Annotated in this window: 25 protein-coding genes and 1 pseudogene; 11 read left to right on the top strand and 15 right to left on the bottom strand. The window is 68.2% G+C overall.

The features are described from left to right. Positions 1 to 69 precede the first annotated feature (69 nt). The gene (locus ACQ859_RS27760; RefSeq protein WP_431263689.1) at positions 70 to 363 is read right to left on the bottom strand and encodes a putative signal transducing protein; all 294 of its coding nucleotides are present in this window, start codon (positions 361 to 363) and stop codon (positions 70 to 72) included. Between the two features lie 94 nt (positions 364 to 457). Between ACQ859_RS27760 and ACQ859_RS27755 the strand changes: the two genes are divergently transcribed. After that, the gene (locus ACQ859_RS27755; protein ID WP_431263688.1) at positions 458 to 931 is read left to right on the top strand and encodes a DUF6882 domain-containing protein; all 474 of its coding nucleotides are present in this window, start codon (positions 458 to 460) and stop codon (positions 929 to 931) included. Positions 932 to 1,015: 84 nt separating this feature from the next. Here the strand turns inward: ACQ859_RS27755 and ACQ859_RS27750 are convergent. The 9 genes and pseudogenes from ACQ859_RS27750 to ACQ859_RS27710 form a co-directional block, all read right to left on the bottom strand. Beyond that, a pseudogene (locus ACQ859_RS27750) lies at positions 1,016 to 2,463 on the bottom strand (tryptophan halogenase family protein). Positions 2,464 to 2,578: 115 nt separating this feature from the next. After that, a complete protein-coding gene (locus tag ACQ859_RS27745) occupies positions 2,579 to 3,607 on the bottom strand; it encodes a cupin-like domain-containing protein (protein WP_431263687.1) in 1,029 nt (342 codons plus the stop codon). Between the two features lie 22 nt (positions 3,608 to 3,629). Further along, the gene (locus ACQ859_RS27740) at positions 3,630 to 6,662 is read right to left on the bottom strand and encodes a TonB-dependent receptor (protein ID WP_431263686.1); all 3,033 of its coding nucleotides are present in this window, start codon (positions 6,660 to 6,662) and stop codon (positions 3,630 to 3,632) included. A gap of 271 nt (positions 6,663 to 6,933) precedes the next feature. After that, positions 6,934 to 8,034, bottom strand: a complete 1,101-nt coding sequence (locus ACQ859_RS27735) for an ABC transporter ATP-binding protein (protein ID WP_431263685.1) — start codon at positions 8,032 to 8,034, stop codon at positions 6,934 to 6,936. 14 nt (positions 8,035 to 8,048) lie between these two features. Next, positions 8,049 to 9,443, bottom strand: a complete 1,395-nt coding sequence (locus tag ACQ859_RS27730) for a GH1 family beta-glucosidase (protein WP_431263684.1) — start codon at positions 9,441 to 9,443, stop codon at positions 8,049 to 8,051. A gap of 46 nt (positions 9,444 to 9,489) precedes the next feature. Beyond that, positions 9,490 to 10,299, bottom strand: a complete 810-nt coding sequence (locus ACQ859_RS27725; protein WP_431263683.1) for a carbohydrate ABC transporter permease — start codon at positions 10,297 to 10,299, stop codon at positions 9,490 to 9,492. Between the two features lie 94 nt (positions 10,300 to 10,393). Beyond that, on the bottom strand, positions 10,394 to 11,329 hold the full coding sequence (locus ACQ859_RS27720) for a carbohydrate ABC transporter permease (RefSeq protein ID WP_431263682.1): 936 nt from the start codon (positions 11,327 to 11,329) through the stop codon (positions 10,394 to 10,396). A gap of 15 nt (positions 11,330 to 11,344) precedes the next feature. Then, positions 11,345 to 12,613 (bottom strand): extracellular solute-binding protein, encoded by a 1,269-nt coding sequence (locus ACQ859_RS27715; RefSeq protein WP_431263681.1) that lies wholly within the window; start codon positions 12,611 to 12,613, stop codon positions 11,345 to 11,347. 191 nt (positions 12,614 to 12,804) lie between these two features. Next, positions 12,805 to 13,830, bottom strand: a complete 1,026-nt coding sequence (locus tag ACQ859_RS27710; protein WP_431263680.1) for a LacI family DNA-binding transcriptional regulator — start codon at positions 13,828 to 13,830, stop codon at positions 12,805 to 12,807. A gap of 203 nt (positions 13,831 to 14,033) precedes the next feature. On the opposite strand from ACQ859_RS27710, the gene ACQ859_RS27705 reads away from it, so the two are divergent. The 3 genes from ACQ859_RS27705 to ACQ859_RS27695 all read left to right on the top strand — a co-directional run bounded on the left by ACQ859_RS27705 (position 14,034) and on the right by ACQ859_RS27695 (position 15,578). Then, the gene (locus ACQ859_RS27705) at positions 14,034 to 14,465 is read left to right on the top strand and encodes a hypothetical protein (protein ID WP_431263679.1); all 432 of its coding nucleotides are present in this window, start codon (positions 14,034 to 14,036) and stop codon (positions 14,463 to 14,465) included. 132 nt (positions 14,466 to 14,597) lie between these two features. Then, the gene (locus tag ACQ859_RS27700) at positions 14,598 to 15,080 is read left to right on the top strand and encodes a hypothetical protein (protein ID WP_431263678.1); all 483 of its coding nucleotides are present in this window, start codon (positions 14,598 to 14,600) and stop codon (positions 15,078 to 15,080) included. A 177-nt stretch (positions 15,081 to 15,257) separates the two neighbouring features. Further along, a complete protein-coding gene (locus tag ACQ859_RS27695; protein WP_431263677.1) occupies positions 15,258 to 15,578 on the top strand; it encodes a hypothetical protein in 321 nt (106 codons plus the stop codon). Between the two features lie 23 nt (positions 15,579 to 15,601). On the opposite strand, the gene ACQ859_RS27690 is transcribed toward ACQ859_RS27695, so the two are convergent. Beyond that, complete coding sequence (locus ACQ859_RS27690; protein WP_431263676.1) at positions 15,602 to 15,871, bottom strand: hypothetical protein; 270 nt, start codon at positions 15,869 to 15,871, stop codon at positions 15,602 to 15,604. A 59-nt stretch (positions 15,872 to 15,930) separates the two neighbouring features. Next, complete coding sequence (locus tag ACQ859_RS27685; RefSeq protein ID WP_431263675.1) at positions 15,931 to 16,677, bottom strand: sulfite exporter TauE/SafE family protein; 747 nt, start codon at positions 16,675 to 16,677, stop codon at positions 15,931 to 15,933. 111 nt (positions 16,678 to 16,788) lie between these two features. On the opposite strand from ACQ859_RS27685, the gene ACQ859_RS27680 reads away from it, so the two are divergent. The 6 genes from ACQ859_RS27680 (at position 16,789) to ACQ859_RS27655 (ending at position 21,562) form a co-directional block, all read left to right on the top strand. After that, positions 16,789 to 17,712 (top strand): LysR substrate-binding domain-containing protein, encoded by a 924-nt coding sequence (locus ACQ859_RS27680; RefSeq protein ID WP_431263674.1) that lies wholly within the window; start codon positions 16,789 to 16,791, stop codon positions 17,710 to 17,712. A gap of 121 nt (positions 17,713 to 17,833) precedes the next feature. After that, the gene (locus tag ACQ859_RS27675) at positions 17,834 to 18,046 is read left to right on the top strand and encodes a type II toxin-antitoxin system HicA family toxin (RefSeq protein WP_431263673.1); all 213 of its coding nucleotides are present in this window, start codon (positions 17,834 to 17,836) and stop codon (positions 18,044 to 18,046) included. Between the two features lie 11 nt (positions 18,047 to 18,057). Next, positions 18,058 to 18,507, top strand: coding sequence for a type II toxin-antitoxin system HicB family antitoxin (locus tag ACQ859_RS27670; protein WP_431263672.1), 450 nt, complete (start codon positions 18,058 to 18,060; stop codon positions 18,505 to 18,507). Between the two features lie 126 nt (positions 18,508 to 18,633). Beyond that, a complete protein-coding gene (locus ACQ859_RS27665; RefSeq protein WP_431263671.1) occupies positions 18,634 to 19,647 on the top strand; it encodes an aldo/keto reductase in 1,014 nt (337 codons plus the stop codon). 104 nt (positions 19,648 to 19,751) lie between these two features. Further along, positions 19,752 to 20,774, top strand: a complete 1,023-nt coding sequence (locus ACQ859_RS27660; RefSeq protein WP_431263670.1) for a diacylglycerol/lipid kinase family protein — start codon at positions 19,752 to 19,754, stop codon at positions 20,772 to 20,774. Next, complete coding sequence (locus ACQ859_RS27655) at positions 20,771 to 21,562, top strand: metallophosphoesterase family protein (protein ID WP_431263669.1); 792 nt, start codon at positions 20,771 to 20,773, stop codon at positions 21,560 to 21,562. The genes ACQ859_RS27660 and ACQ859_RS27655 overlap by 4 nt, the downstream gene beginning before the upstream one ends. Here ACQ859_RS27655 and ACQ859_RS27650 read toward each other — a convergent pair. From ACQ859_RS27650 to ACQ859_RS27640, 3 genes are all read right to left on the bottom strand, one after another. After that, the gene (locus ACQ859_RS27650; protein WP_431263668.1) at positions 21,532 to 22,377 is read right to left on the bottom strand and encodes a phosphatase PAP2 family protein; all 846 of its coding nucleotides are present in this window, start codon (positions 22,375 to 22,377) and stop codon (positions 21,532 to 21,534) included. The genes ACQ859_RS27655 and ACQ859_RS27650 overlap by 31 nt on opposite strands. Before the next feature lie 10 nt (positions 22,378 to 22,387). After that, positions 22,388 to 23,338, bottom strand: a complete 951-nt coding sequence (locus ACQ859_RS27645; protein WP_431263667.1) for a Fic family protein — start codon at positions 23,336 to 23,338, stop codon at positions 22,388 to 22,390. A 257-nt stretch (positions 23,339 to 23,595) separates the two neighbouring features. Beyond that, positions 23,596 to 23,850, bottom strand: a complete 255-nt coding sequence (locus tag ACQ859_RS27640; protein ID WP_431263666.1) for a hypothetical protein — start codon at positions 23,848 to 23,850, stop codon at positions 23,596 to 23,598. A gap of 156 nt (positions 23,851 to 24,006) precedes the next feature. Here ACQ859_RS27640 and ACQ859_RS27635 point away from each other — a divergent pair, with 156 nt between their 5' ends. Further along, positions 24,007 to 25,005, top strand: coding sequence for a LysR family transcriptional regulator (locus tag ACQ859_RS27635; RefSeq protein ID WP_431263665.1), 999 nt, complete (start codon positions 24,007 to 24,009; stop codon positions 25,003 to 25,005). The last annotated feature ends 4 nt before the right edge of the window (positions 25,006 to 25,009 follow it).

Raw genomic sequence — 25,009 nt, 5'->3', positions numbered from 1 at the left:
AGACGCGCATCACGCGAGCGCTCGGCCGCCCATCAGGTCCGTCGACGGACGGGTGATGCCGCTCCGGCATCAGCTCCTGGCCGCGAGATCCTCCTCCGGATCGTCGTCGAGCCGGTAGGCCCCGGACTCGAACTCCGCGAGGGCCCTGTGCGCGGCCGCGACTTCCGAGGCGGGCACCAGCACGCGCACGCCGCCGAGCGCTGGCGTCAGCAGCGAATAGTTCCGGACCATGTGTTCGTCCGCCAGGTGCGGCGTGAGGTGCACGGCCTCGAGGACGCCCTTCAGCAGGTGGGCCTCGGTCGGTGAGTCCAGCGTCGCGACGCAGACGAAATCATCGGATGTCGGGTCGTGGTGTTCTGGCATGGGTCCTCCCAGGTGCCGAGCTTAATGCGCCTGGAGGGATGCGGCGGCCCTGCGCGACCATCACAATGGCGCGAATCCATCGTCCCGACACCCCATGCATCGCCACGCCGACCACAAGGACTCGATCGACGAGTCGTTCGACCTGCTGCTCCGTCAGGCCCTCGATGAGTACGCCAGCAGGCAGGAGGCCTTCAGGCAGGCGATCGCGCCCTTCGACAGCTGGCTGATCGACGAGGACTCGGCCACGCTCTCGATGACCGGTCCTGAGTGCTCGACGACCTTCCCGCTCATTCCGGTCGGCACCTACCTTCCGGCATCGGAGAGCTTCTGCTGGGCCTGGGCCAACGAGGCGTTCCCCGAGGCTTCCCGGCACAACGCCTCCCGGATCAAGGCCATGGTCGATCGCACGGGTTACGGCATCTTCGAGCGCGCCCAGTTCCGCGCCAGCGCCACCGACCTCGACGAGCTGTGCGCCCTGGCACTCCTGGCGCTCGAGGGCACCGCCGTCTTCAAGCAGAAGAGCGACACCCCGTGGGTGTTCTACGTGGTCGGCGCCGCAGACGCATAGCCGCACCACGCCCGGTGTGCCGGGCTGGGTGAGGGCGGCGGGCATCGGGACGGCACGCGCTCCCGTGCTCCTGCGCTTATGCGCTCAGGCGACGACCGCTGGCCTCGACGCGACCGCCGCAGGCGCATACCGCGACACGTACTGCTGATGCCCCGGCATCTGCGCCACGGTCTTGTCGATCCGTGCGGTGATCGCGCCGAGGAAGCTGGCCAGCTCCCGGTCGCCCATCAGGTCCGCCGACGGGTGATGCTGTTCCGGCATCAGTCCCTGGCCGAGCAGCACCTGCACCCAGGAGTTCTCGGTGAACAGCTCGTTGGGCACGCGGAACACGCGGCCCGTCTCCCGGAACAGGTCCAGCCGGTGCTGCAGCGACGCCGGGACCGGCATCTCGCGCATGTCGCGCCACATCGGCGAATCGGTCCGCTGCTGCAGGTGGTAGTGCAGCACGATGAAGTCGCGGATGTGCTCCAGCTCGTGGCGCATCTGCGCGTTGTACTCGTCGATGTCGGACTGCCGGATCCCGTCCTTCGGGAACATCTGCAGCAGCCGGATCGCCGTGCGCTGGATCAGGTGGATGCTGGTCGACTCCAGCGGCTCCAGGAAGCCGCTCGACAGGCCCGCGCCGACGCAGTTGCGCTTCCACACCACCTCGCGCTGACCCGGCTTGAAGCGGATCACCCGGTGCGGCGTCAGTACCTCGCCCTCGATGTTGCCGAGCAGCGCGGAACGCGCCGTCTCGTCGTCGGTGTAGCGGCTGCTGAAGACCACGCCGTTGCCGACGCGGTGCTGCAGCGGGATTTGCCACTGCCAGCCCCACGGATGCGCGATCGAGCGCGTGTACGGCACCGCCTCCCGCACCGACGCCGTCTGCAGCGCGATCGCGCTGTCGCACGGCAGCCAGTGCGACCAGTCCTCGTAACCGACGCCCAGCGCCTGGCCCAGCAGCACCGAACGCATGCCCGTGCAGTCGACGAAGAGATCGCCTTCGATCTCCGTCCCGTCCTGCAGCTTCAGCGCGCGGATGTCGCCGTCGTCGTGCATCAGCACCTCGGCGATCTTCCCTTCGAGGCGCTTCACGCCGAAGCCCTCGCTGAACCGGCGCAGGTACTGGCCGTACAAGGTCGCGTCGAGGTGGAACGCGTAGTTGATGCCTTCGTCGGGCAAGTGCGCGAACTTGAGCTCACGTGCGGCGCGCGCCTCCAGGCAGTAGTCGCCGTAGTCCGACGCCAGCCCCGCTCGCGGCCCTTCATCCAGAAGTGCTGGAACCCCGCGGTCCAGTGGTCGATGCCGGTGCTGCCGAACGCGTGGACGTAGGTCGTGCCCAGGTCGCGCCAGCCTTCGAACTGGATGCCCAGCTTGATCGTGGCCTGCGTCGCCGCCATGAACTCGCGCTCGTCGAGCCCCAGCAGCTGATGGAAGGTCAGCATCGTCGGGATCGTGGCCTCGCCGACGCCGACGGTGCCGATCTCGTCGGACTCCACCAGCCGGATGTCGAGCTGCTTGCCCAGGTGCTTGGAGATGCAGGCCGCCATCATCCAGCCCGCCGTCCCGCCCCCGGCGATGACGACGCGCTTCACCGGACAGCGCGGGGTGTGGGGTTCTGGCGAAGTGAAAGTCATGGCGTCTCCTCCATGTTGTCTCGGGTGTTCAGCGTTGCTTGAGCCGCTGAATCAGATGTCCGCGCAGGTGACCCGCGCCTTCCGCCGTCAGCGGAGCGAGCGCATGCCGCGCATGCGCGGGGATGTGGGCCGCCGTGTCGGCGTCCGCGTTGAACACGTAGTGGTCGAAGATCCCGCGCCACGCCGCGCGTTGCGGCGCGGGCAGGTCGCGCATCGAGAGCAGCGCCTGCATCAGCGCGAACAGCGGTGGATCCATGTGCGCCGGCGACTGCCGCCACCAGTAGTTGATCAGGACGTTGAAGGCGTCCAGCGCTTCCACCTGATGCCACCACATGCTGGGGATGTAGAGCGCGTCGCCGGGGCCGAGCTCGGCGACCTGCGCGTGGTCCAGCGCCTGCGCGAAACGCGGGAAGCGCTCGAAGTCCGGATGCTTGAGGTCGACCAGGCTCACCGGCTGTCCCGCCGGCGTGAAGTCGATCGGACCGACGTAGAGGTTGGCGAGCTGCTCCGGCGGGAACAGTGTGAAGCGCCGATGCCCGGCCGCGACGCAGGCGATGTTGTCCGGCAGGTCGTAGTGCGGCGCGATGCGGCTGCGGTTGCCCAGCCACACGCTGGCCAGCGCGTCCTGCGCCGTCCCTTCGCCAGTCGCCAGCGGCGACAGGTCCAGGTCGTTCGCCGCCAGGAAGCCCGGCAGGCAGGTCTCCACCGTCGTCGATCCGACGTAGTAGCAGGGCGGGCGGTCGACGCCGGCGAGCTTGAGCAGCTCCTCCATCAGCGCCGGCAGCGGCGCGTCGGCACGACCGAAGTTCATGCCGGTGAAATCGTCGTTGTAGAAGATGCGGCCGTCGATGTCCGGCGGCCCCGTCATGATGGCCACCGGCGCGCCGCGCCAGCAGCCGTGCAGATAGTCGACCGCCGCGCGGTCGGAGCGCCGCGCCTCCCGCACCATCGGCCAATGCGACACGAGGCCGCGCAACACCACCGGTTGCGCGGCCTCGAGCAGGTCGGGAGGAAGCCGACCCGGGACCAGGTCGTGGATTTCCAGGATCGGCTTCATGCGGGCAGGGGCCCTCGCGGGCTCAGAACTTGTAGCGGAGTCCCAGCATATAGCGGCGACCCGTCTGCACGACGTTGAACACTTCCTCGGAGGTCCGGCCATGCTGGCGCAGGATCGAATCGGTGAGGTTGATCACCTCCGCCTGCATGCTCAGCTTCTCGCTGAAGTTGTAGCCCACGCTGAGGTCCAGCTGCTTGTACGGCTCGGTGAAGATGGGCGCCGAGCGGCCCAGCTGGTTGCCGTCGTTGACCGCGGCCAGGAACTTGTCGCGCCAGTTGTAGGCCAGGCGCACGCTGAAGCGCGCATCCTCGTAGAAGCCCACCAGGTTGGCGGAGTCGCTCAGGCCGACCAGCGCGTACTGCTGCGCCAGGCTCATGTTGTCGAACTTGAGGCCGGACTTCACCTTCGTGTAGTTGGCCGCGACGCCGAATCCCGAGTTTCCGAACGCGTGCTGCACGTTCAGTTCGAAGCCCTTCAGGCTGTTGGACTGCGTGTTGGCCGGTACCGTGATCTGGAAGTTGGCGATGGGGTCGCCCGGCTGGCCCGCGATGGTCCCCAGCGCATGGCCGTTGGCGTCGCCGGTCTTGGTCACGCCCGGCTGGCCGTTGTAGCGGTTGAGGATGTAGTCGCGGATGCAGGTGATGTCGCTGCCGCAGGCGCCGGTCGTGGAGGCCTCGTTGTAATACGCGCCGCCGATCGGCGTGTGGAGGTTGAACGGCGTCGCGTCGATCAGCGTGGAGCCGATGTAGTTGCTGATGTTCTTGCGGAACACGCCGGCCGCCACGTAGCTCGACCGGGCGTAGTAGTACTCCAGCGAGAAGTCGATGTTCTTGGACTTCAGCGGCTTCAGGCCCGGATTGCCCTGCGCGCCCGTGCCGCCGCTCAGGCGCGCCAGGTCGTTCAGCGTCTGTCCGCCCTGGATGGCGTCCCAGCCCGGACGGCCCAGCGTCACGCCGTAGCTGGCGCGCAGCTTCAGCTTGTCGGTCAGCTCGGCCTGGTAGTCGATGTTGGGCAGCCAGTAGTGGTACTTGCCATCGAGTTCGGTGAAGCCGGGATCGCCCTTGAGCACCGTCAGCTCGTTGTTGGAGCCCCAGGTGATGCCCGTGGCCGTCGGCACCAGCGCTTGGGAGTTGACCTTGGTCTTCTCGTAGCGCATGCCCACGGTCGCGCTCATCGGCACGCCCAGTTCCCAGTCGCGCGTGTACTCGGCGAAGGCGCTGCTGGACTTCTCCGTCGTGCGACGGTCCGTCGAGAAGACGTTGGACGCGAGGTACTTCGACGGGTCGCCGTTGGCCTTGGAGGCCAGGTCGCGGATGGTGGCGAAGTCGAAGGTATAGAACTGCGTGAACAGACGCGGGTCGCCGTTGCCGCCCATCTTGCCGAAGTAGTCGCGCAGGTTGGCCGGCAGCCAGACGTTGTCCGGATAGTTCTTCCAGCCTTCCGCGGTGCCGCCCCAGTTGTCGAGCTGCACATTGGCGTAGGCCGAGCGGTTCTTCGCCTTGGTCAGGCCGACGCCGAAGTCCAGCTTCGAGTCCTCGTTGATGGTCCACGCGCCGCGGATCTGCTGCTGGTCGACTTCCGCCTTCATGTAGCTGTTGCGGAAGGACGAACCCGTCACCTGCTGCAGCGCAGCGTCGCGCTGCGTCGTCGGCATGATCAGGATCGGCATCTCCTGGGTGAAGTCCGCCGTGGTCTGGCCGCGGTTGAAGCTCGCCGTGCTGATGACGTTGTTGGTGCCCCAGGGGCCGTCCGCGCCCGACGTCGCCGTGGAACGGTGCGCGTCGAACTCGAAGCGCAGCTTGTCCGTGGCCTTCCAGTCGGCGTTGAAGCCCAGCGACTTGTTGTCGTTCTTCGTCTTGAAATCGGCGCCGCCCATCGAGAGGTCGGCGTTGCCGGCGGCCAGGGCCTCGGTGTAGGTGAGCGGTGCGGAGACCGGGCCGCTGGTCCAGGAGCTGCTCGACGGGCCGAAGCTGAACCACGCCGACATGTCGTTGCGGCGCGTGTGGACCTTGTTCTGGGAGGCGGTGTAGTCCAGCGTCGTGGTCAGCGTCTTGGTCGGCGCGAACTGGAAGGTCACCTGGCCGTTGGTGCGTTCACGCTTCACGCCGGTCATCGCGTACGCGACGTTCTGCGGCAGCGAGTAGACGTCGTTCGGGCCGGGACGGTTGGTGATGTTCTCCGAGCCGGGCTGGCCCGGCTGCGGCAGGGCCGGCAGCTGCGGCGTGGCGACTTCGCTGCCCTTGAACGGCAGCCAGCCTCCGGGCACGCCCGCGGTGTTGTAGCCGGCGTCGCGCTTCTGGAGACTGCCCGACACGGCCAGGCCGAACATGCCGTCGGCGAAGGTCGTGCTGAAGATGCCGGAGACTTCCGGCGTCGTGCCGCTGCCCTTGATGTTGTCGGGCAGGCGCGAGTTGCCTTCGTCATGCACCGCCTTCAGGCCGATGCTGGCGATGGTCTTCTTCGTGTCCAGCGGACGCGCGGTCTTGATGTTGATGACCGCACCCAGGCCGCCGGTCGGCGCGCTGGCGCGGCTGGTCTTGTAGACCTCCAGCGCGGAGATCGATTCGGTGGCGAGGTTGGCGAAGTCGAAGGCGCGGGAGTTGGACGGGCCCGTGTCCGCCAGCGTCGACGCCGGCATCTGGCGGCCGTTCAGCAGCACCAGGTTGAAGTCGGGACCGACGCCGCGCACGGTGACCTTGGAGCCTTCACCCATGGAGCGGTCGATGGACACGCCCGCGATGCGCTGCATCGACTCGGCCAGGTTGGTGTCGGGGAACTTGCCGATGTCCTCCGCGACGATGCCGTCGACGACGCCGCGTTGCTGGCGCTTGAGGTTCAGCGAGGTGTCCAGCGACTGGCGGATGCCGGTGACGACGACGGTGTCGATCGTCGCGTCGGCCTTGCGCTGGGCCTCGGAGGCCGCCGATTCAGGCGCGGCGGGGGCCTGTTGCGCATGCGCGGCAGCGGCGAAGAACAACAGGGCGCAGGCGGCCGCGACGGGCTGGCGCTGCAGTCCGCGGACCTGCCGCGCTCGGGTGGGGTGGACGTGCTTCATCTTGTCTCCTTGTTATCTCTCAGTCTTGGCCTTGACCCCCATGCGATGGCGGGCCCGATTGTCTGCAGGGCAAGCTGGATCCGTGTATTCGGCGGTAACTCTGAAAGCGCTTTCAGAATTTATCCGCTTCGGACTTGGGACCTCTACTGACTTTCCCTAGCGAGGGGATCCGCGCCACACGTGGGCGCGGGGGTACTGCGGAAATGGGGCCGGACCTTCGCGCACGAAGACCGGCCGGGCGACCCGCGAGGCGTCGCCGGGGCGTCGCGGTTCAGGCCGCGACGGGGACCGTGCCGGAGGTGGCGGCGCGCGGTTCGAGCGCGCGGGCCTCGGCGTCGAAGGCCAGCGCGTGGTCGGCGCCGGCGATCAGTCGGACGGTGTCGCCGTCGTGCAGCGACGCCGCGCCCGCGGGGAGCTTGGCGGTGAGCAGGCCGGCGATGCCGTCGACGCGCAGGTGCAGGATCGAGGTGTCGCCCAGGTGCTCGGCGAGCACCACCGTGGCGGGCACGGCACTCTCGTCATGGCTTGTCCCCAGAAGCAGGTGCTCGGGACGCAGGCCGAGGCGGTTCGCCGCGGGACGCGAGGCCCCGCCGAGCGAGTCCCACAGCCGCCGGGCCGCGCCCGGCGCGTTGGCCGTCGGGCGCTCGATGAAGTTGATCTTCGGCGCGCCCAGGAAGCCGGCGACGAATTCGTTGGCCGGATGGCGGTAGAGGTCCATCGGCGCGCCGAGCTGCTCGATGCGGCCCTTGTTGAAGACGGCGATGCGGTCGCCCATCGTCATCGCCTCGACCTGGTCGTGGGTGACGTAGATCATGGTCGTGCCCAGCTGCTGGTGCAGCCGCGTCAGCTCGATGCGCATGTCCACGCGCAGCGCGGCGTCCAGGTTGGACAGCGGCTCGTCGAACAGGAAGACCTTGGGCTTGCGCACGATCGCGCGGCCGATGGCCACGCGCTGGCGCTGGCCGCCGGACAGCTGCTTGGGCGTGCGCTGCAGCAGGTCGGTGATGCGCAGGATCTCGGCGGTGCGTCGCACCTGCTCGTCGCGCTCGGCGCGGCCGACGCCGGCCATCTTCAGCGCGAAGCCCATGTTCTCGGCGACCGTCATGTGCGGGTAGAGCGCGTAGCTCTGGAACACCATCGCCGCGCCGCGGTCGGCAGGGCGCAGGTCGTTGGCGCGGTTCCCGTCGATCAGCAGGTCACCGCCGGTGATCTCCTCCAGACCGGCGATCATGCGCAGCGTCGTGCTCTTGCCGCAGCCCGAGGGGCCGACGAAGACCATGAATTCGCCGTCCCGGACGTCGAGGTCGATGCCCTGGATCACTTCGTGATCGCCGTAGCGCTTGCGGATGCCGCGCAGCGTGACTTGTCCCATGACGGTCTCCCGGATCAGCCCTGGCGCGCGGTGCGCCGTTGTGACACTTGTTGCACGACGAAATCCTTGTAGGCCAGCGCGCTGTCCTTGGGCGTGCGCTGCTGCGTCTCGTAGTCGACATGCACGATGCCGAAGCGCTTGACGTAGCCCGACGCCCATTCGAAATTGTCGAGCAGGCTCCACACCATGTAGCCGGCCATCGGCACGCCCTGCGCGAGCGCGTCGCCCACGGCGGCGATGTGCGTGTCGAGGTAGCGGGTGCGGTCCTCGTCGTGGACGCGGCCGTCGGTGCCGACCGGATCGGGGAAGGCGCCGCCGTTCTCCGTCACGTACAGGCGCTTGACGCCGGGGTAGTCGCGCTTGATCGACACCAGCAGGTCGGTCAGGCCCTGCGGATAGACCTCCCAGCCCATGTCGGTCAGCTCCAGGCCGCTGGTCTTGTTGTCGACCGGACCGTTCGCGCTGATCATGCCGCGCGAGTAGTAGTTGATGCCGACGAAGTCGATGGGCACCTGGATCTTCGCCATGTCGCCGGCCTCGACGTAGGGCGCGTCGTGGCCGAGGTAGTCCAGCACGTCCTGCGGATAGCGGCCCTCGAAGAGCGGGTCCATGTACCAGCGGCGCAGCTTGCCGTCTTCCAGGCGGGCGGCGGTGCGGTCGGCGTCGGAGTCCGTCGCCGGGTACATCGGCGCCATGTTCAGCACGATGCCGAGCGAGGCCTTGAGCTTCAGCGCGCGCAGGGCGGTGACGGCCAGGCCGTGGCTGAGCAGCAGGTGGTGCGAGACCTGCGCGGCGATGCGGCGGTCCTTCACGCCCGGCGCGAAGACGCCGGACTCATGGCCGAGCTGCGCGACGACCCAGGGCTCGTTGTGCGTGGCGATGGAGACGACCTTGTCGCCCAGGCGCTTCGCGATGCCGACGGCGTATTCGACGAAGCGCTCGACGGTGACGCGGTTGCCCCAGCCGCCGATGTCCTGCAGCGCCTGCGGCAGGTCCCAGTGGTTCAGCGTCAGGTAGGGCTTCAGGCCGCGCGCGAGCATGCCGTCCACGAGCTTCTCGTAGAACGCCAGCCCGGCCTCGTTCCATTCGCCCTGGCCCGTCGGCTGCACGCGCGGCCAGGACACCGAGAAGCGGTAGGCGTCGACGCCCAGGCTCTTGATCAGGTCCAGGTCCTCTTCCCAGCGCCGGTAGTGTTCGCAAGCGACGTCGCCGTTGCTGTTGTCGGCGATCACGCCGGGCTGGCGGCAGAAGGTGTCCCAGATCGACGGTCCCTTGCCGTCGGCGTCGTGCGCGCCCTCGATCTGGAAGGCGCTCGTGGCGACGCCCCAGACGAAGTCGGCGGGGAAGTCCTTGGCGGCGGCCGTGGCGAGTGCGGTCGAGGCGGCGGTGGCAGGCGTGGAAGATGACATCGGGGTGTTGTTCTAGGTGTTGGAGGAGAGGCGCAGGCGTCGGGCGTCACTTCACCGCGCCGACGGTCAGGCCCGAGATGAGCTGCCGCGAGCACAGGACGAAGAGCACGATCAGCGGCAGCGTCGCGATGGCGGATCCGGCCATCAGCGCGCCCCATTCGGTGTCCACCGGGCTCTGCAGCGATCGCAGCGCCAGCGGCAGCGTGTACATGTCGGGCGAGCGCATGACGACCAGCGGCCCGATGAAGTTGTTCCAGGAGGCGATGAAGGTGATCAGCCCCAGCGTGCCCAGCGCCGGCTTGAGCAGCGGCAGCACGATGCGGGCGTAGATGCCGAGCTCCCCGCAGCCGTCCATGCGGGCGGCCTCGACCAGCTCGCGCGGCACGGACGAGCCGATGAACTGGCGCATCAGGAAGATGCCGAAGGCGCTGGCCGCGCCCGGGATGTAGAGCGCGCGCGGCTGATCGATCCAGCCCAGCAGGTCCATGATCATGAAGCTGGGGATCATGTTCATGAAGGTGGGGATCAGCATCGTGCCCATCACCAGCCCGAACAGCGCCTTCTTGAAGCGGAACTCGTACATCGCGAAGGCGTAGCCGCCCATCGAGCAGAACAGCAGCGTCAGGCCGGTGTTGCAGATGCCGACGTACAGGCTCAGGCCCAGGTTGCGCCAGAAGGGCAGGCGCTTGGTCAGGATGTCGACGTTGGCCAGGAAGTCGTCGCCGAACCACATCGGCGGCGGCAGGCTGAAGATCTCGGTGCGCGAGTGCGTCGCGAAGACGAACATGAAATAGAACGGCGCCAGCATGATCAGCGCGCCGGCGCCGACCAGCAGGTAGGCGGACCAGGTGGTCATGCGCGGCGGCTGCGCGGCGTGCGGCGCGGCGGCGTCGAGGGGGCGTGCATCGTGGTGCTCATGGCGGTGTCCCGATCGTTCGCGAGGGAAGCCCTCAGTCGTCCTTGCGCCGGAAGGCCCGGTTGGTCAGCCACGTCAGCGCGGCCACGACCAGGAACAGCAGCCACGACATCGCGCTGGCGGCGCCGAAGTCGTTGAAGTCGAAGGCGTTGCGGTACAGGTAGACGGCGGCGCTCATGCCGGCCTGGTCGGAGCCGCCCTTGCCGCCGGTGAGGATGAAGGGCTCCTCGAACAGCTGCAGTCCGCCGATGACGCTCAGCGTCACGCCGAAGAAGATCATCGGGCGCAGGCTGGGCAGCGTGATGTGGAAGAACTGCTGCAGGCGGCTGGCGCCGTCCATGGTCGCGGCCTCGTAGAGGTCGGGCGGGATGGTCTGCAGCGCGGCCAGGTAGAGCACGACGTTGAAGCCGACATAGCGCCAGAACACGATCATCGAGATGGCGGGCTTGAGCGCGTCGGGATCGTTGAGCCAGTCGACGGCCGCCTGCGGCACCAGGTGGCCGAGCAGCGGGATCTCGCGCACCGTGGCGATGGCGAGGTTGATCAGGCCGTAGTCGGTCGAGAACAGCGAGCTGAACAGGATCGCGATCGCGACCGACGAGGTGATGTAGGGCAGGAAGTAGGCCCCGACCATCGGGTTGCGCCAGCGCTTGAAGGCCAGGTGCAGGAAGGTGGCGAGCGGGATGGCGACCAGGTGCTGCGGCACGCCGGAGGCGACCGCGAGCCAGCCGGTGTTGCGCAGCGACTTCCAGAACCATTCGTCCTGGAGCGCGAACGCGAAGTTGTCCAGGCCGACCCAGTGCATGGCGCCCAGGCCGCTGGTCGGTTCCCAGCTGTGGAAGGCCAGGTAGAGCGAGAACAGCAGCGGGAACAGCCCGAAGACCACGAACAGCAGCAGGAACGGCGCCAGCAGCGCGTAGGGCGCGTAGCGGGGCGAGAGGCGCAGGGCCTGGGGGAGGCGGAAGCTCATCGGAGGGGTCCCGGGTCAGCGGTGCGCGCGCAGCAGCAGCAGGCGCTGCGCGTCGGCCAGGGCGGTGGGGATGTCCTTGCCGCGGTCGAGCACCTTGTCGAGTTCGGTGTCGATCACTTCCTTGGCGAAGTTGTCCTGCTTGTGCACCGGGAAGGCGCGGATGTGGTCCGCGGCCTCGCGCCAGTCGCGGCGGGCCTGCTGGCCGCCGAGGAAGGGCAGGGGCAGGTCGTAGAAGGGATCGGTCTGCGCGTCGACGAGCGCGGGGAAGGCGTCCTGCGCCTTGAAGGCCGCGAGCTGCTGCGTGCGGTTCATCGTCATGAAGCGGATGAACTCGTAGGCCATCGGTTTGCGGGCCGCGTCGCCGTGGCGGGCGATGGCGAAGAAGCTGCCGCCGTAGGCCGCGAAGGCGCCCTCGGGCAACTGCGCCGAGCGCCATTTGCCGCGGGTGCTGGGCGCGAGCCAGGTGTTCAGGTGGCCGGCCAGCCAGGCGCCCGACATCTGCGTGGCGATGCCGCCGCGCTTGAAGCCTTCGGACCAGTCGGAGGACCAGGCGATGACCTTGGCGTCGAGCTGCTGGCGGCGCACGGCGCGGGCCAGCTCGAAGGCGCGGACGAAGCGCGGCGTGTTCACCAGCGGGCGCGAATCCTTGTCGAAGAACAGGCCCTCGCCGGGTTCCAGGCCGGTGCGGATCAGGATGTCCTTCATGTCGCGGGCGTGCGCCATCAGGTAGGCGCCGGTCGCGGCCTTGATCTTCACGCCGGCGGCGACGTAGCCCTCCCAGCTCGTGGTCAGGTCGGACTCCTTGAGCCCGGCCTTGGCCAGCAGGTCGGTGCGGTAGAGCAGGGCGCCGGGGCCGATGTCGGTGGGCACGGCGAGCACCGCGCCCTTGGGCGTGGTGGCCTGGTCGAAGGCGTAGGTGACGAAGCGCGACTTGTCGACGCTGAGGTTGTAGGGCGGGACGGAGAGGTCCTCGAGCCCGGTGCCCTGCGCGAAGCGGCCGAGATAACCGACCTCCAGCGCCATCACGTCGGGCAGGCCCTTGGCGGTCGACAAGGCCGTCGTCATCGCGGTGTGGTGGTCGTTGAGCTCGCGGCTCACGATCTTCACGTCGACGTCGGGGTGGAGTTCCTTCCAGGCCGGCAGGGCGCTGCGGACGATCTCGTCGATGGCGGGGAAGGCCGCGACGGTCAGCGTGGTCGTGACTGTCGACGGGGCGGCGGCCGCGGCGGCAGTCTGCGCGGCAACGCCTGGCCCCGCCTGGGCCACGCCCAAGGTCAATGCCATCGCCCATAGGCATCGTGCCCACTGCCGCATGCTGTCTGTCTCCGTTGTCGTTCTGTTTATGAAAGCGCTTTCATGATAACGAATGAGCGAGTGCGACCGTACCAGGGTTAGTGCTAATTTCTAACTCCCTCTCCCGCTTGCGGGAGAGGGCGAGGGTGAGGGCCGGCGGCCGTGGCAGTGCAGAGGCCCGATCAGAGCGACCGCGTCGACGACCGGATGATCAGCCGCGGCTCGGGGAGCTGGACGGTGGGGAGCTTGTTGCCGAGCAGGTCCAGCAGCGCCTGGGCGGCGCAGCGGCCGAGTTCGAGCCCGGCCTGATGGATGGTGGTGAGCGGCGGGATGCAATGCGCCGCGCCGGCCAGATCGTCGAAGCCGACGATGGAGACGTCCTCCGGCACGCGCAGGCCGCGGCGGTACAGCGCCAGCGAGGCGCCGAACGCCATCTGGTCGTTGGCCGCGAAGATCGCGGTGAACGGCTCGCGGCTGTCGATCAGCCGCTCGACGGCCATCACGCCGCTGTCTTCCTGGAACAGGCCCGGCAGCACCAGCGCCGGCTTGTACTTCACGCCGGCGGCTTCCAGCGCCGCGCGGTAGCCCTTCAGGCGCTCCTGCGCATCGGGGTGGACCGGATCGCCGGTGATGAACGCGATCTTGCGATGACCTTGCGTGAGCAGGTGATGCGTGGCGAGCCGCGCGCCCTCGAAGTCGTTGAAGTTCAGCGCGTACAGGCTGGGTGCCTTCAGCGTCCGGCCGGTGACGACGACCGGCAGTTCCTTGGCGAGCTTGCGCAGCGAGTCGTCGCTGAGCCGCCCGGTGAGCACGATGATGCCGTCGACGCGGCGCGCGCGCAGCGTGTCGATGCAGCGCTGCTCTTCCTTGGCATTCCAGTGGCCGCTGGCGAACAGCGGCACATAACCGGCGGCGTCGAGGACTTCCTCGATGCCGCGCAGCGCGACGCCGTAATACGGGCTGTCGATCGCCTGGGTCACGACGCCGACGCTCAGCGAGCGTCCGCCGGCCAGCACGCGGGCGATCGGATTCGGGACGAAGCCGAGGTCCGCGATCGCGCGGTCGACGGCGTCCTTCTTTTCCTGGCTGACGACGGCGGTGCCGTTGAGGATGCGCGAGACGGTGCTCGGCGAGACCCCGCTGACTTCGGCGACCATGCCCAGCGTCACCTTGGAGGGCGGCGTGCGGGCGGACTTGGTGCTCTTCATGAAGGGGGATAGCGTTGTCGTTGCGCGGCGAGTGTAAGGGACGGTTGCGGGGCGGAGGCAAGCGAGCCTGCGGGCGATGGTCGCGCGCTGGGCTGGCGACCGGAAACGGGCCTCGACCGGAGATCGGTAAGCTGCTGCCGTGGGAGCCCGGTCGCCGATCGGCATCGAGCGACCCCATTGATTCCAATCGGCCCCACTCGCGCATGAAGATCCGCATTGCACCTTTTCTCGTAGCGTTCGCGTGGGGGCTCGTCGCCATGATCGGCGCGGTCCTCGTCAGCGGGCTCCTTGCCGTGACAGGCACATCGGAGATTCGCACCGGCTCGGAAGTGACGCCGCCGATGGCGGGGCGGGTTCACTCGAGGGAGGAGATCGATCGCGTGGAGCGTCTCGCGGAACAGGAGCTGGCGGGGGCTCGGCGCGATGTCTCAAGAGACGCCTTCGAGGACGAGATCCGGAACGGATGGACGCGGAACCTGCCTTGGGACGTGCTTGCCGCTCTGGTCGTGATCCTGCTTGCCACTCGGCGGGGCGGTGCGGGCAAAATGGCCGTCGCCGTCATGCCGACGCTGGTCCTGTTGCTCGCGGTCCATGGGGGTGCGCTGTTCTCGGCGGCTGGTCTGTCCCCGATGTGATCGAGCTGGAATTCGTGGCGCGCGCTGCGTCGTGACCGAAGGTCATTTGATCCAGGCGCCTTCCGAGACGGACATGCCACCGAACTGAATGAGTGAACTTGATCGGCAACTTCAACGTGCGGACGGTGCAACGTGAATCGACTGTTATCCAGCCTGGGATCGGCATTCGCGTACGTGCTGGTGTTCCTGGTGTTGTTGTTCTTCTGCAGTGTGGCGCAGCCGGTGGGCTCGGTCGGAGTCGGCAAGCTTCTCTCCTGGGGGCTCGGATTCTCGTTCTTGGCCTTCGTGGCTGCCCCAGTCGTTGCGATCACCGCCATCGCTCTGGGTAGCTTGTGGCCACCCAGGAAAAGCCCGTCCAAGGTGTGGCTTGCGGCCGGAATTTCTGCTGCTGGTGCGGCGGCAATGCCGATGATCGCGGGGTTCTATACAGAGCGTGCCTGCGGGTGGCAACCGATGGATTGGGGCGCCTGCCTGGATGCCGCCTACGCGACAGCCAGCGATGGCCCGAAGGTGGGCTATCTGATGGCTGGGGCCCAGGTGCTTGCCGTCGTGACCGTATACGTGGTGTTGCGAGGCGGTACTTCCGGAGATAAGGATTTGCCTCCGCGCGCCTGACCCTTCCGGTCCACGCACCCGCTACCGTTCTCCGGATCGACGCGGGAACTACGACATCTGCGGCGTCTGTTGCTGAGGCAACATGATCAGCATGAGGCTGATGCGCCCGTGCGTTGTCATGGTCTCGCGGGAGAATCGAGGCAGCAAAGTCGCTTTCGAAACGGTGTCAAGTTCGATATGAAAGATCGAAGCGCGCGGACTGTCGTGCATTTGGCGTTGTGCGCCGTATCGGTCGGCTGCGCCTCCACCATCGATATTGAACCTGACCTGAATGCTGCAGTCGGCGTCTACGTCGGCGACTTCAACGGTGCGTTGTGGGCGCGTCGAACGCTTCTCAGCGACGACGGAACGACGCGGACCGTGCAGTACGGACTGAACGAGCAATGCCAGTTCGTGCTCGAGATGGACAGCCAGACATTCGTGGTGAAGTCCTGGCGATATGTGGATGCGGCGTCGGCGCGGCATTGCCGGCGCCTCCCGTTGCATCGCGCCCTGTGAATGGCGTGAGCCGGGCGCGCCGATCAACGGTCCGGCGGAGCGGATGAGCGAGCCGGCAAGCGCGCTTCGATGGCGCTGATCGTCGGCTGAATCGCGTGGCAAGGTCCAGCGACCAACCGGGCGCGCGCCTCGTCGAGCACATCGACCAGTTCGGACGAAGCGACATGCACCGCGAAGGCCGCAGGCGAGTCGACGGGGTCGTCCGCGATCACGGTGTCGTTCGATCGGTCCACGCGCTCCGCATCGTGCAGCCACAGCGCGAGCCGGTAGGCGCGTTCCAGCAGCACGGCCAACTCGCATCGCTCGTCGCGATGCGGATGAAGCGGGTCGCGTGGGTGGTGAGAGTCCACGTTCATAGCGCCCGCCACAGGTTGGCGATGCCGAGGGCGATGAACACGACGAACAGCGCGCGCTGGAAGGTCGCCGCGCTGATCCGCGCCCGCACCGCGGCACCGACGCCCAGCCCCGCGAAGGCGGCGGCGAGCGCCAACAGCGACGAGACCGAGAGCACGGCACCGCTCTCGAACGAATGCAGCCGCGCGGCCAGCGACAGCGTCGCGACGGTGAAGGACAGGCCGAGCGCCTGGATCATCGTGTCCTTGTCCAGCCGCAGGGCCTGGAGGTAGGGCACCAGCGGCAGCGCGAAGACGGCAGTCGACGCGGTGACGAAACCGGTCGCGAGTCCGGCCGCCAGGCCGATCCACCAGGCGTGCGGCGAGACCTGCGGGACGACGGGTTTCCACAGGCCCCACAGGCCGTAGACGACGAGGATGACGCCCAGCGCGAGCCGTGCGTCGATCGGCGCGATCGAACTGAGGTCCGGTCCCCACACCGTCGCGACGACCATGCCGATCCACACCGGCCACAGTGTCGTCACGATGCGGCGCCAGGCGGGCCCCTGGCACTGCGCGATGTTCGTGACCAGCGACGGCATCACCAGCAGCGCCGCCGCCTGCGCGGGGGCCATCCACAGGCCGAGCAGGCTCATGGCGACCGTGGGCAGGCCCATGCCGGTGACGCCCTTGACGCCGCCGGCCAGGACGAAGACCAGTCCGATGCCGAGCCAGGGTGCGAGCGCCGAGAAGGAGGTGGAAGCCATGCGTCGCATCTTCGAGCCCGGTCGCGAGGCTGTCGATCTCGATGTACGGCGGATATCCTTCGCGTTCGCAAGAGGATGACCTCGAAGACCGCCAGAACCTGGAAAGCCTCGATGACCGCAACGCGCGCCACCGCCCGCCCGATCGACTATCGCGTCGACCCCTTCGACCTGCAGCTGTTCGAGGCGGTCGTCGCGAACGGCTCGATCACCGCCGGCGCGGCGGCGATGAGCCTGTCGCTCGCGGCGGCGAGCGCGCGTCTGAAGGGGCTCGAACACCGCGTCGGCGTGCGCCTGCTGGACCGCTCCAAGGCGGGCGTCGTGGCGACCGACGCGGGGCGGGCGCTGTCGCGCCAGGCCCGGCGGGTGCTGTCCGAGCTGGATTCGCTGCACATCGAGATGTCGGCCTTCGGTCGCGGGTTGCGAGGCACGGTGCGTCTGCTCGGCAACACGGCGGCCTTGGTCGAGGCGCTGCCGCCCCGGCTTGGCCGCTTCCTCGCGGACCATCCGGACATCGACGTCGAGTTGCAGGAGATGCCCAGCGACGCCGCGTTGCAGGCCTTGCGCGAAGGCATGGCCGATGTCGCGATCGTGACCAACCACGTCGACACGACGGGACTGACGGCCCGGCCCTGGGTGGAGGATGAACTGGTGGCGTTGCTGCCCGCGGTCAAGCGCGGTCGCGCGCCGAAGCGCGTGCGTTTCATCGAGCTGCTGGATCGTCCCTTCGTCGGACTCGGCGCCGACAGCGGCCTGAGCCGGTTCCTGCTGGCGCAGGCCGCGCGCAGCGGCCGCGTGCCGCATCACCGCGTGCGCGTCTCGGGCTTCGAGGCGGTCGTCCGGCTCGTCGAGGCCGGTGCCGGCGTCGCGGTGATGTCGCGCAGCGCGGCGGAGCGCGAGCGGACGGAGGGCGTCCACATCGCCCGTCTCGATGAACCGTGGGCGTTCCGAACGCTGATGCTCTGCCATTCGGGACAGGCCGCGGAGCAGCCTGGGGTCATCGCGCTGGTCGCGTCGCTGACGAACGCGCAGGATTGAATCCCGAAAATTCAAGCCTCTTCAACCTGCAATTCAGCAGCTCATCTCAGGGTCTGACTGGTTGCGATCCACGACTTGCAGTCATTGATGAATCGGACATAATTGTCCGAAAGTTCGTTGCATGACTGGCAACGACTTCATCAGGCGAATCAGGGCGCTCGGTCGCGCGCGTGGCGTGAGCGTCCGGTTGAATTCGAAGCGCGGAAAGGGAAGCCACCAGGTGGTTTATTTCGGTGACGCGTTCACCGTTGTCCGCAATCCGAAGGACGAGTTGAAGACAGGAACGCTGCATGCGATGTGCACGCAACTGGGCATTCGCGTCACTGAACTTTGAAGGAGAGAGCCATGGAACGATTCGAATACGCCGTGCATCTGGAGCCCGCTCCGGAGGGTGGGTTCGTGGTGACTTGCCGCGATCTGCCGGCGCTGACCACGCAAGGCGAAGATCTGGACCATGCGCTGAGCGAAGCGAGTGACGCCATGGATGAGGTCTTCGCGCTCTATATGTCGGATGGGATCGCATTTCCTGCTCCTACACGGGCGCGCCGACGCGAACATCTTGTGTCGCCCCCGCCGGAGACCGTGGCCAAGGCTGCGCTGCACGCAGCCATGCAGTCCGCCAGCGTGTCGAAGGTGCAACTGGCGCGCCGGCTCGGGGTCGACGAGAAGGAGGTCAGGCGGTTGCTCGACCCGCATCACGCGTCCAAGTTGCCGCGCATCGCCGAGGCAGTTCAGCTGCTCGGCAGGCGTCTGGTGATCGGGCTGGAAGACATGGCCCTCCGCGGCGGTCGCTAGACCTGTCGAGCAATGGACGGGCGGGCAGGCAAGTGGTGAATATCAGTAGTTCACCGATTCAATTTCATGAATCGCCGCTGAGCCCCTAGATTGGGAGCAGGTCACTCTTTCCCGAAAGGACATCCCATGGCTCTGAAAGACCTTCTCCCCGGCAAGCTGGGCTTCGGCACCGCGCCGCTGGGCAACATGTTCCGCGACATTCCCGAGGTCGAAGCCCGCGCCACGGTGGACGCGGCCTGGAACGACGGCATCCGCTACTTCGACAACGCGCCGTTCTATGGCGCCGGCCTGGCCGAGATCCGCATGGGCGACGCGCTCGCCGGCCGGCCGCGCGACGACTACGTCATCAGCACCAAGGTCGGCCGCCTGATCCTCGACGAAGTCGAGGACGTCAGCGCCCGCGACAACGGCGAGAAGGGCGACGTGTTCAAGTACGGCCGCCCCAACAAGATCGTCAACGACTACTCCGAGGACGCGACGCTGCGCTCGATCGAGGACAGCCTGAAGCGCCTGAAGACCGACCGCATCGAGATCGTCTGGGTGCACGACGTCGCGCAGGACTTCTACGGCGACGAGTGGCTGGGCGTGTTCGAAGGCGCGCGCAAGGGCGCCTTCAAGGCGCTGGACCGGCTGCGCGACGAGGGCGTCATCAAGGCCTGGGGCCTGGGCGTCAATCGCGTCGAGCCGATCGAGCTGGTGATGGCGCTGGACAGCGCGCGGCCCGATGGCTTCCTGCTCGCCGGGCGCTACACGCTGCTCGATCACGACCGCGCGCTGCAGCGTCTCATGCCGGAGGTCGCCGCGCAGGGACTCGGCATCGTCGTCGGGGGCCCGTACAGCTCGGGTGCGCTGGTCGGCGGCCCGAACTTCGAGTACGCGCCCGCCACTCCGGCCATCCTCGACAAGGTCGCCCGCATCAAGGCGATCGCCGACCGCCACGGCATCAGCATGAAGGCCGCGGGCCTGCAGTTCTCGCTCGCGAATCCCGCGGTGGCTGCCGTCATTCCCGGTGCGAGCCAGCCGAGCCGCCTCGCCGAGGACCGCGCCGCGCTGAACGAGACGGTCCCCGCGGACTTCTGGCGCGAGTTGCGCCAGGCCAGGCTGGTGCATCCGGACGCACCGCTGCCCGGCGGCGTGTAAGGAGCGCGGCGCCCGAGGCCCGCGCCGGAGGTGGCGGGCGGGCGTCCGGCTTGCCGGGACGGTTATCGTCCCAGCTTTCCGCCTTGCCGCGCGCCTCCTCGCCCATGTCCCAGCCGACCGCGTCCCGCCTTCCGCCGCTCTTCGTCGTGTTCAACCGCGCCTCGGGCCGGGGAGACCGGGATGAAGTCGGGCCCGCCGTCGAGGCCGCCTGCCGCGCGGCCGGCCGCGAAGTGCACCTGCTCCCCATCGAAGCGCCCGGCAAGCTGGCCGAGACGGCCCGCGAGGCCGTGCGCCGCGCGCGCGAGGTCGACGGCGTCGTCGTGGCCGCCGGCGGTGACGGCACCATCAACGGCGTCGTGCAGGAAGTGCTCGGCAGTGGTTGCACCTTCGGCGTGCTGCCGCGCGGCACCTTCAACTACTTCGCCCGGACGCACGGGATCCCGTCCGAGCTCGACGGCGCGCTGCGCGTGCTGCTCGAGGAACAGCCCTCGCCGGTCCAGGTGGGCCTGCTCAACGACCGGGTCTTCAACGTCAACGCGAGCCTCGGGCTCTACTCCCAGTCGCTCGAGGATCGCGAGGTCTGGAAGCAGCAGTTCGGACGCAGCCGCCTGATCGCCGTCGGCGCGGTGCTGGCGACGATCCTGCGCGGCCACCGCAGTCTCGGTCTGACCATCGAGATGCACGGGCAGCCGCGACAGGTCCGGACGCCGACGGTGTTCGTCGGCAACAACGCGCTCCAGATGGAGCAGGTCGGCCTGCCGGAGGCGCAGGCGATCGATCGCGGCGAGCTGGCCGGCGTGATGCTCAAGCCGGTCGGACGCTGGGGGTTGCTGAAGCTGCTCGCGCGCGGCGCGATGGGCAAGCTGGCGGAGGCGGACCAGATCGTCAACTTCCCCTTCACCCGCCTGACCGTGCGCAGCCGTCGCTTCGGCGCGCGCCGCGTGAAGGTCGCCACCGACGGCGAGGTGCTGTGGATGCGCCTGCCGGTGCGCTTCGAGGTCGCCCCGCAGCCGCTGATGCTGATCCGGCCGGACGGCCTGTCGGAGGAACGTCGGCAGGCACAGGCCGCCATCGCCGCCGCTTCTGGTGCGGAGACCGACATCGCCACGACCGGATCGGGCCGATGACGGTCGTGCTGCAGATGTCCGATCCTCATTTCGGCACCGAGCGGCCGATGGCGGTCGGCGCGCTGGAGCGGCTGTGCGGCGAGCTGAAACCCGACCTGCTGCTCATCACCGGCGACATCACGCAGCGCGCGCGGCCGATCGAGTTCTCACGCGCGAAGGCCTTCGTCGAGAAGCTCGGCGTGCCGGCGCGGCTGGTCATCCCCGGGAATCACGACATCCCGTTGTACGCGGTGGCCACGCGCCTGCTGCATCCCTACCGGCGTTACGAGCGCGCCTTCGGCCCTGCCGAGGACGGCGAGTTCGAGACCGACGACCTGCTCGTCGTCGCGCTCAACACGACGCGCCGCTACCGGCACAAGAACGGCGAGGTGTCCGACGCGCAGATCGAGCGCACGGCGCAGCGGCTCGCGCGAGCTAGGCCCGAGCAGGTGAAGCTCGTCGCCGTGCATCAGCCAGTGGCGGTGACCCGCACGGAGGACCTCGTCAATCTGCTGCGCGGCCACACGAAAGCGGTGCGCCGCTGGTCCGAGGCCGGTGTCGACGCCGTGGTCGGCGGCCATATCCATCTGCCCTACGTGCTGCCGCTGCACGAGCGCCGGACCGATCTGCCGCGCCCGGTCTGGGCGGTGCAGGCAGGCACCGCGCTGAGCGTCCGCGTGCGCGGCGGGATCCCGAATTCGGTCAACGTGATCCGGACGGGTCCGGCGCGCACGGCCGTCGTCGAACGTTGGGACGTCGACGAGACGGCGGGGCTCTTTCAGCGCGTGAACTCGACGCCGCTGGCCTGACGCCCGGAGCGTCTTCGGCGCGCCCAGCGCGCCAGTTCGATGCTCACGATCGAGACGGTGAGCCAGGCCGCGCCGGAGGCGAAGCCCGCCAGCACGTCGCTGGGGAAATGCACGCGCAGGAAGATGCGGCTCGCGCCGACCGAGAAGGCCAACGCGGCGGCCGCGATCCAGGCCGTCACGTGCCAGCGCCTGGGCAGCAGGCGCACGGCGAGGTAGGCCAGCATGCCCATCGCAATCACCGAGCCGGAGCTGTGGCCGCTGGGGAAGCTGAAGCCGTCCTCGGTGAGCCAGTGGGTCGGGTGCACCGGGCGGGCGCGTTCGAAGATCTGCTTCAAGGTCGGATTCAGCGCGGCGTTGCCCAGCATCGCCAGCGCCCAGCCCAGCGCCAGTCCGCGGCGTCGCAGGACCAGCAACCCCACCGTCACGGCGATGCCGAGGGCGATCAGCGTCTCCCGGTTGCCGACGAAGGTGATCAGGTAGAACAGGTGCAGCGCGAGGTCGGGCACGTGCTCGATCATCGCGACGATGAAGGCCTCGTCGAGCTGGCCGAGCGTCTGCTCGGTATGGAGCTCCTCGGCGATCTCCGCGAACAGGTACGCGCCGCCGACGATGAAGGCGAAGCCGGCGGCGAAGCGCAGCAGCAGCGAGACCGGGGAGAGCGGCTCAGGCGCGGCCGCCGGGCCGCCGCGATCCGGCAGCAAGGCGCGCGCGACGAGCCATGTCGTGCCGGTGACCACCATCAGCAGTGCGCCGTAGATCGCCAGCGCATGGGCGCCGGCGAAGGTGGCGGCGTCGAGGAGGGAGACGTGGGACATCCGTCGATTGTTAACTCAACATCCACGGGTATTTCTGCATCGACCTTCGATACAGCCATTCAAAGAGATCGACGGCCACGGACACGTCGTTGCGCTCGTACACGCCGAGCATCGCCACCACGTAGTCGCTTGCCTCGACGCCGCCGAAGCTGAGCGGCGCGCAGTGGCCGGCCAGCAAGGGCATGTTGGCCGACAGTCGACCGGTGCGCTTGTTACCGTCGGCGAAGGCCTGCAGATAGGCGACGTGGATCCAGAGGAAGAAGGCGGCTTCGACCGGGTTGCGGATCGCAGCCGCCTTGATGGCGATCTGCTGAAGCATTTCCCGCAGCAGGGCGGGGATCCGTCCCGGCTGATAGCCGGTTCCGCTCACATGGACATGGATGTCGCGCACCTGGCCGCAGCGCGGCGGCGCAATCAGCCCGTCCATCAGTCGGCCCTGCAGGTCCAAGAGCAGGTTGAAACTCACGCGATGCGGATGGGTCTCGAAGACCATCAACTCCAACGCCCGCTTGTGATTCACGACGATCCGCGCTTCCTCGCTCTTCTCTGCAGCTGCGGTCTGCAGCGGCTCCTCCAGCTTCAGCAGCGAGGCCGTCTCCGCCAGCGTGAATCGGCAACCTTCGAGCTTCGACGACGACCAGCAGAACTCCGTCAGGAATTCGGTCATGAGGGTCAGCGCACCGTCGAAGTGGTGGGGACCGTTCTCCCACCGCGCGGTCCGGTGCAACGAGTCGGCCAGACTCGCCGGCAGCAGGGAGCTGACGTTCGGCGCGTAGGCGTCCAGGAACTCGCGCCGATACGGCACCTTGTCTCGGAACTCCACGGGGATGTCCATGAAGTCGAACATCTGCCGGGACCGATCGGACCAGGTCGGTGGCTTCGGGCGCGGCGCGAGATAGGTGGAATCCGGTTCCGCGACCGCCAAGGACGGCCGGACGATCACCTCGGGCATGTACTGCATCGTTCACCTCGTTCTTTCAACAACAAGGCGTCGATGCTGCTCGGCGAAGGGCTTGACCTTGATCAAAACGCCGGGGGAGGGCGCCTCATCGTTCCTGGGTTTGACGGATCACGACTCGCCCCTCCCTCGAATCTGCTAGTCAGCAGCCGGATGGGTCAACCGGTGCGGCTTCCCCGCGACAAAGAAAAAGCCGGACCTCGCGGCCCGGCTTTTCCTTGCAGGAGGGACGCTGGTCAGGCGTCCTGAAGAAACACGGTTCAGTACATCATCCAGCCGTTGCGGGCGACGCGGCGCAGCGAGAAGGCCAGGTCCGGGCGCTCGGCCGACTGCTCGGCGGCGGCGCGCAGGACGGCTTCGCGGGGGCGCAGCTCGATGGAGGTGTGGACGAATTCGACGACGGCGTGGCCGGCGCGCAGGACCAGGCTCACCAGACGCTCGCCGGCGGCGCTCGCGGTGCGAGCCCGGGCTGCGTCGGCAGCCATCACTTGGACATTCAGCGTGGTGGTGGTCATGGCGGTTCCTTCTGGGGTGATGTTCGGTGGCGCTTGGCGGGTGGCCGTGGCGCCATGGACGTCATATTGCGGTTTTCACGTACGGCACGCCAATTGCACTTGGGAATCGCGTCATCACTGCCGGAAATGACCCGTGACGGAATTAGCATCCGGCCCATGAGCACCCCCCGCCCCGTCAACTTCCGGACGCTGGACCTGAACCTGCTGCGCGTCTTCGACGTGGTGATGGAGGAACGCCACGTCACCCGCGCCGCGCACCGGCTGGCCATCACCCAGCCGGCCGTCAGCAACGCGCTGCGGCGCCTGCGCGAGGCCACGCACGAGGAACTCTTCATCCCGAGCTCCACCGGCGTCGAGCCCACGCCGCACGCCCAGTCCCTCTGGCCGGTGGTGCGCCGCGCGCTGTCCGCGCTGCAGCAGGCGCTGGAGCCGCAGGTCTTCGACCCCCGCGCCGCCGGCAACACGGTCAGCTTCACGCTGGCCATGGCGGACGCGACCGCGGCGCTGGTCGTGCCCCAACTGAGCCGGCGCTTCCTGGCGGAGGGCATCCATGTCGGCCTGCGCGTCGTGCCGCTGACCACCCGCGATCCCCGAGAGCTGCTGGAGCAGGGCTGGGCCGACCTGGCGATCGGCTTCTTCCCCGACCTGACCGAGCAGCTGCTGGTCGAGGACGACAGTGCCGCCTTCCGGCGCGAGGCGCTCTACGCGAGCCGCTATGTCTGTGTCATGCGCGCCGACCACCCGCTGGCCGAGCCCGGCGCCCTGACGCTGGACGCCTACTGCGCCGCGCCGCACCTGCGCGTGAGCTTCGCGGGCCGGGCGCACGGCTTCGTCGACGACGCGCTGGCGATGATCGGCCGCAAGCGGCACGTGGCGATGACGGTCAACAGCTTCTTCACCGGCACGATGGCCGTGCAGCAGTCCGACCTGATCACCGTGCTGCCGGACAGCTTCGTGCCGGCCACCGGCTTCGCGGGCCAGCTCGCCTGCCGGAACCTGCCGTTCGCGCTGCGCGGCATCGACATCAGCCAGGTCTGGCATGTCCGCGCCGAGCCCGATCCCGCGCAGCGCTGGTTGCGGCAGGTGATCGGGGAGATCTCCGACGTCATCGCCGCCGGCGCGCGGGCGCTGCCGCAGACCACGGCGGCGATCTGACGAA

This window comes from Roseateles chitinivorans (assembly GCF_050632235.1).
Taxonomy (GTDB): domain Bacteria; phylum Pseudomonadota; class Gammaproteobacteria; order Burkholderiales; family Burkholderiaceae_C; genus Roseateles; species Roseateles chitinivorans_A.
Note: the sequence above shows the minus strand (reverse complement) of the source record. Positions and strands in the feature narration are given on the sequence as shown.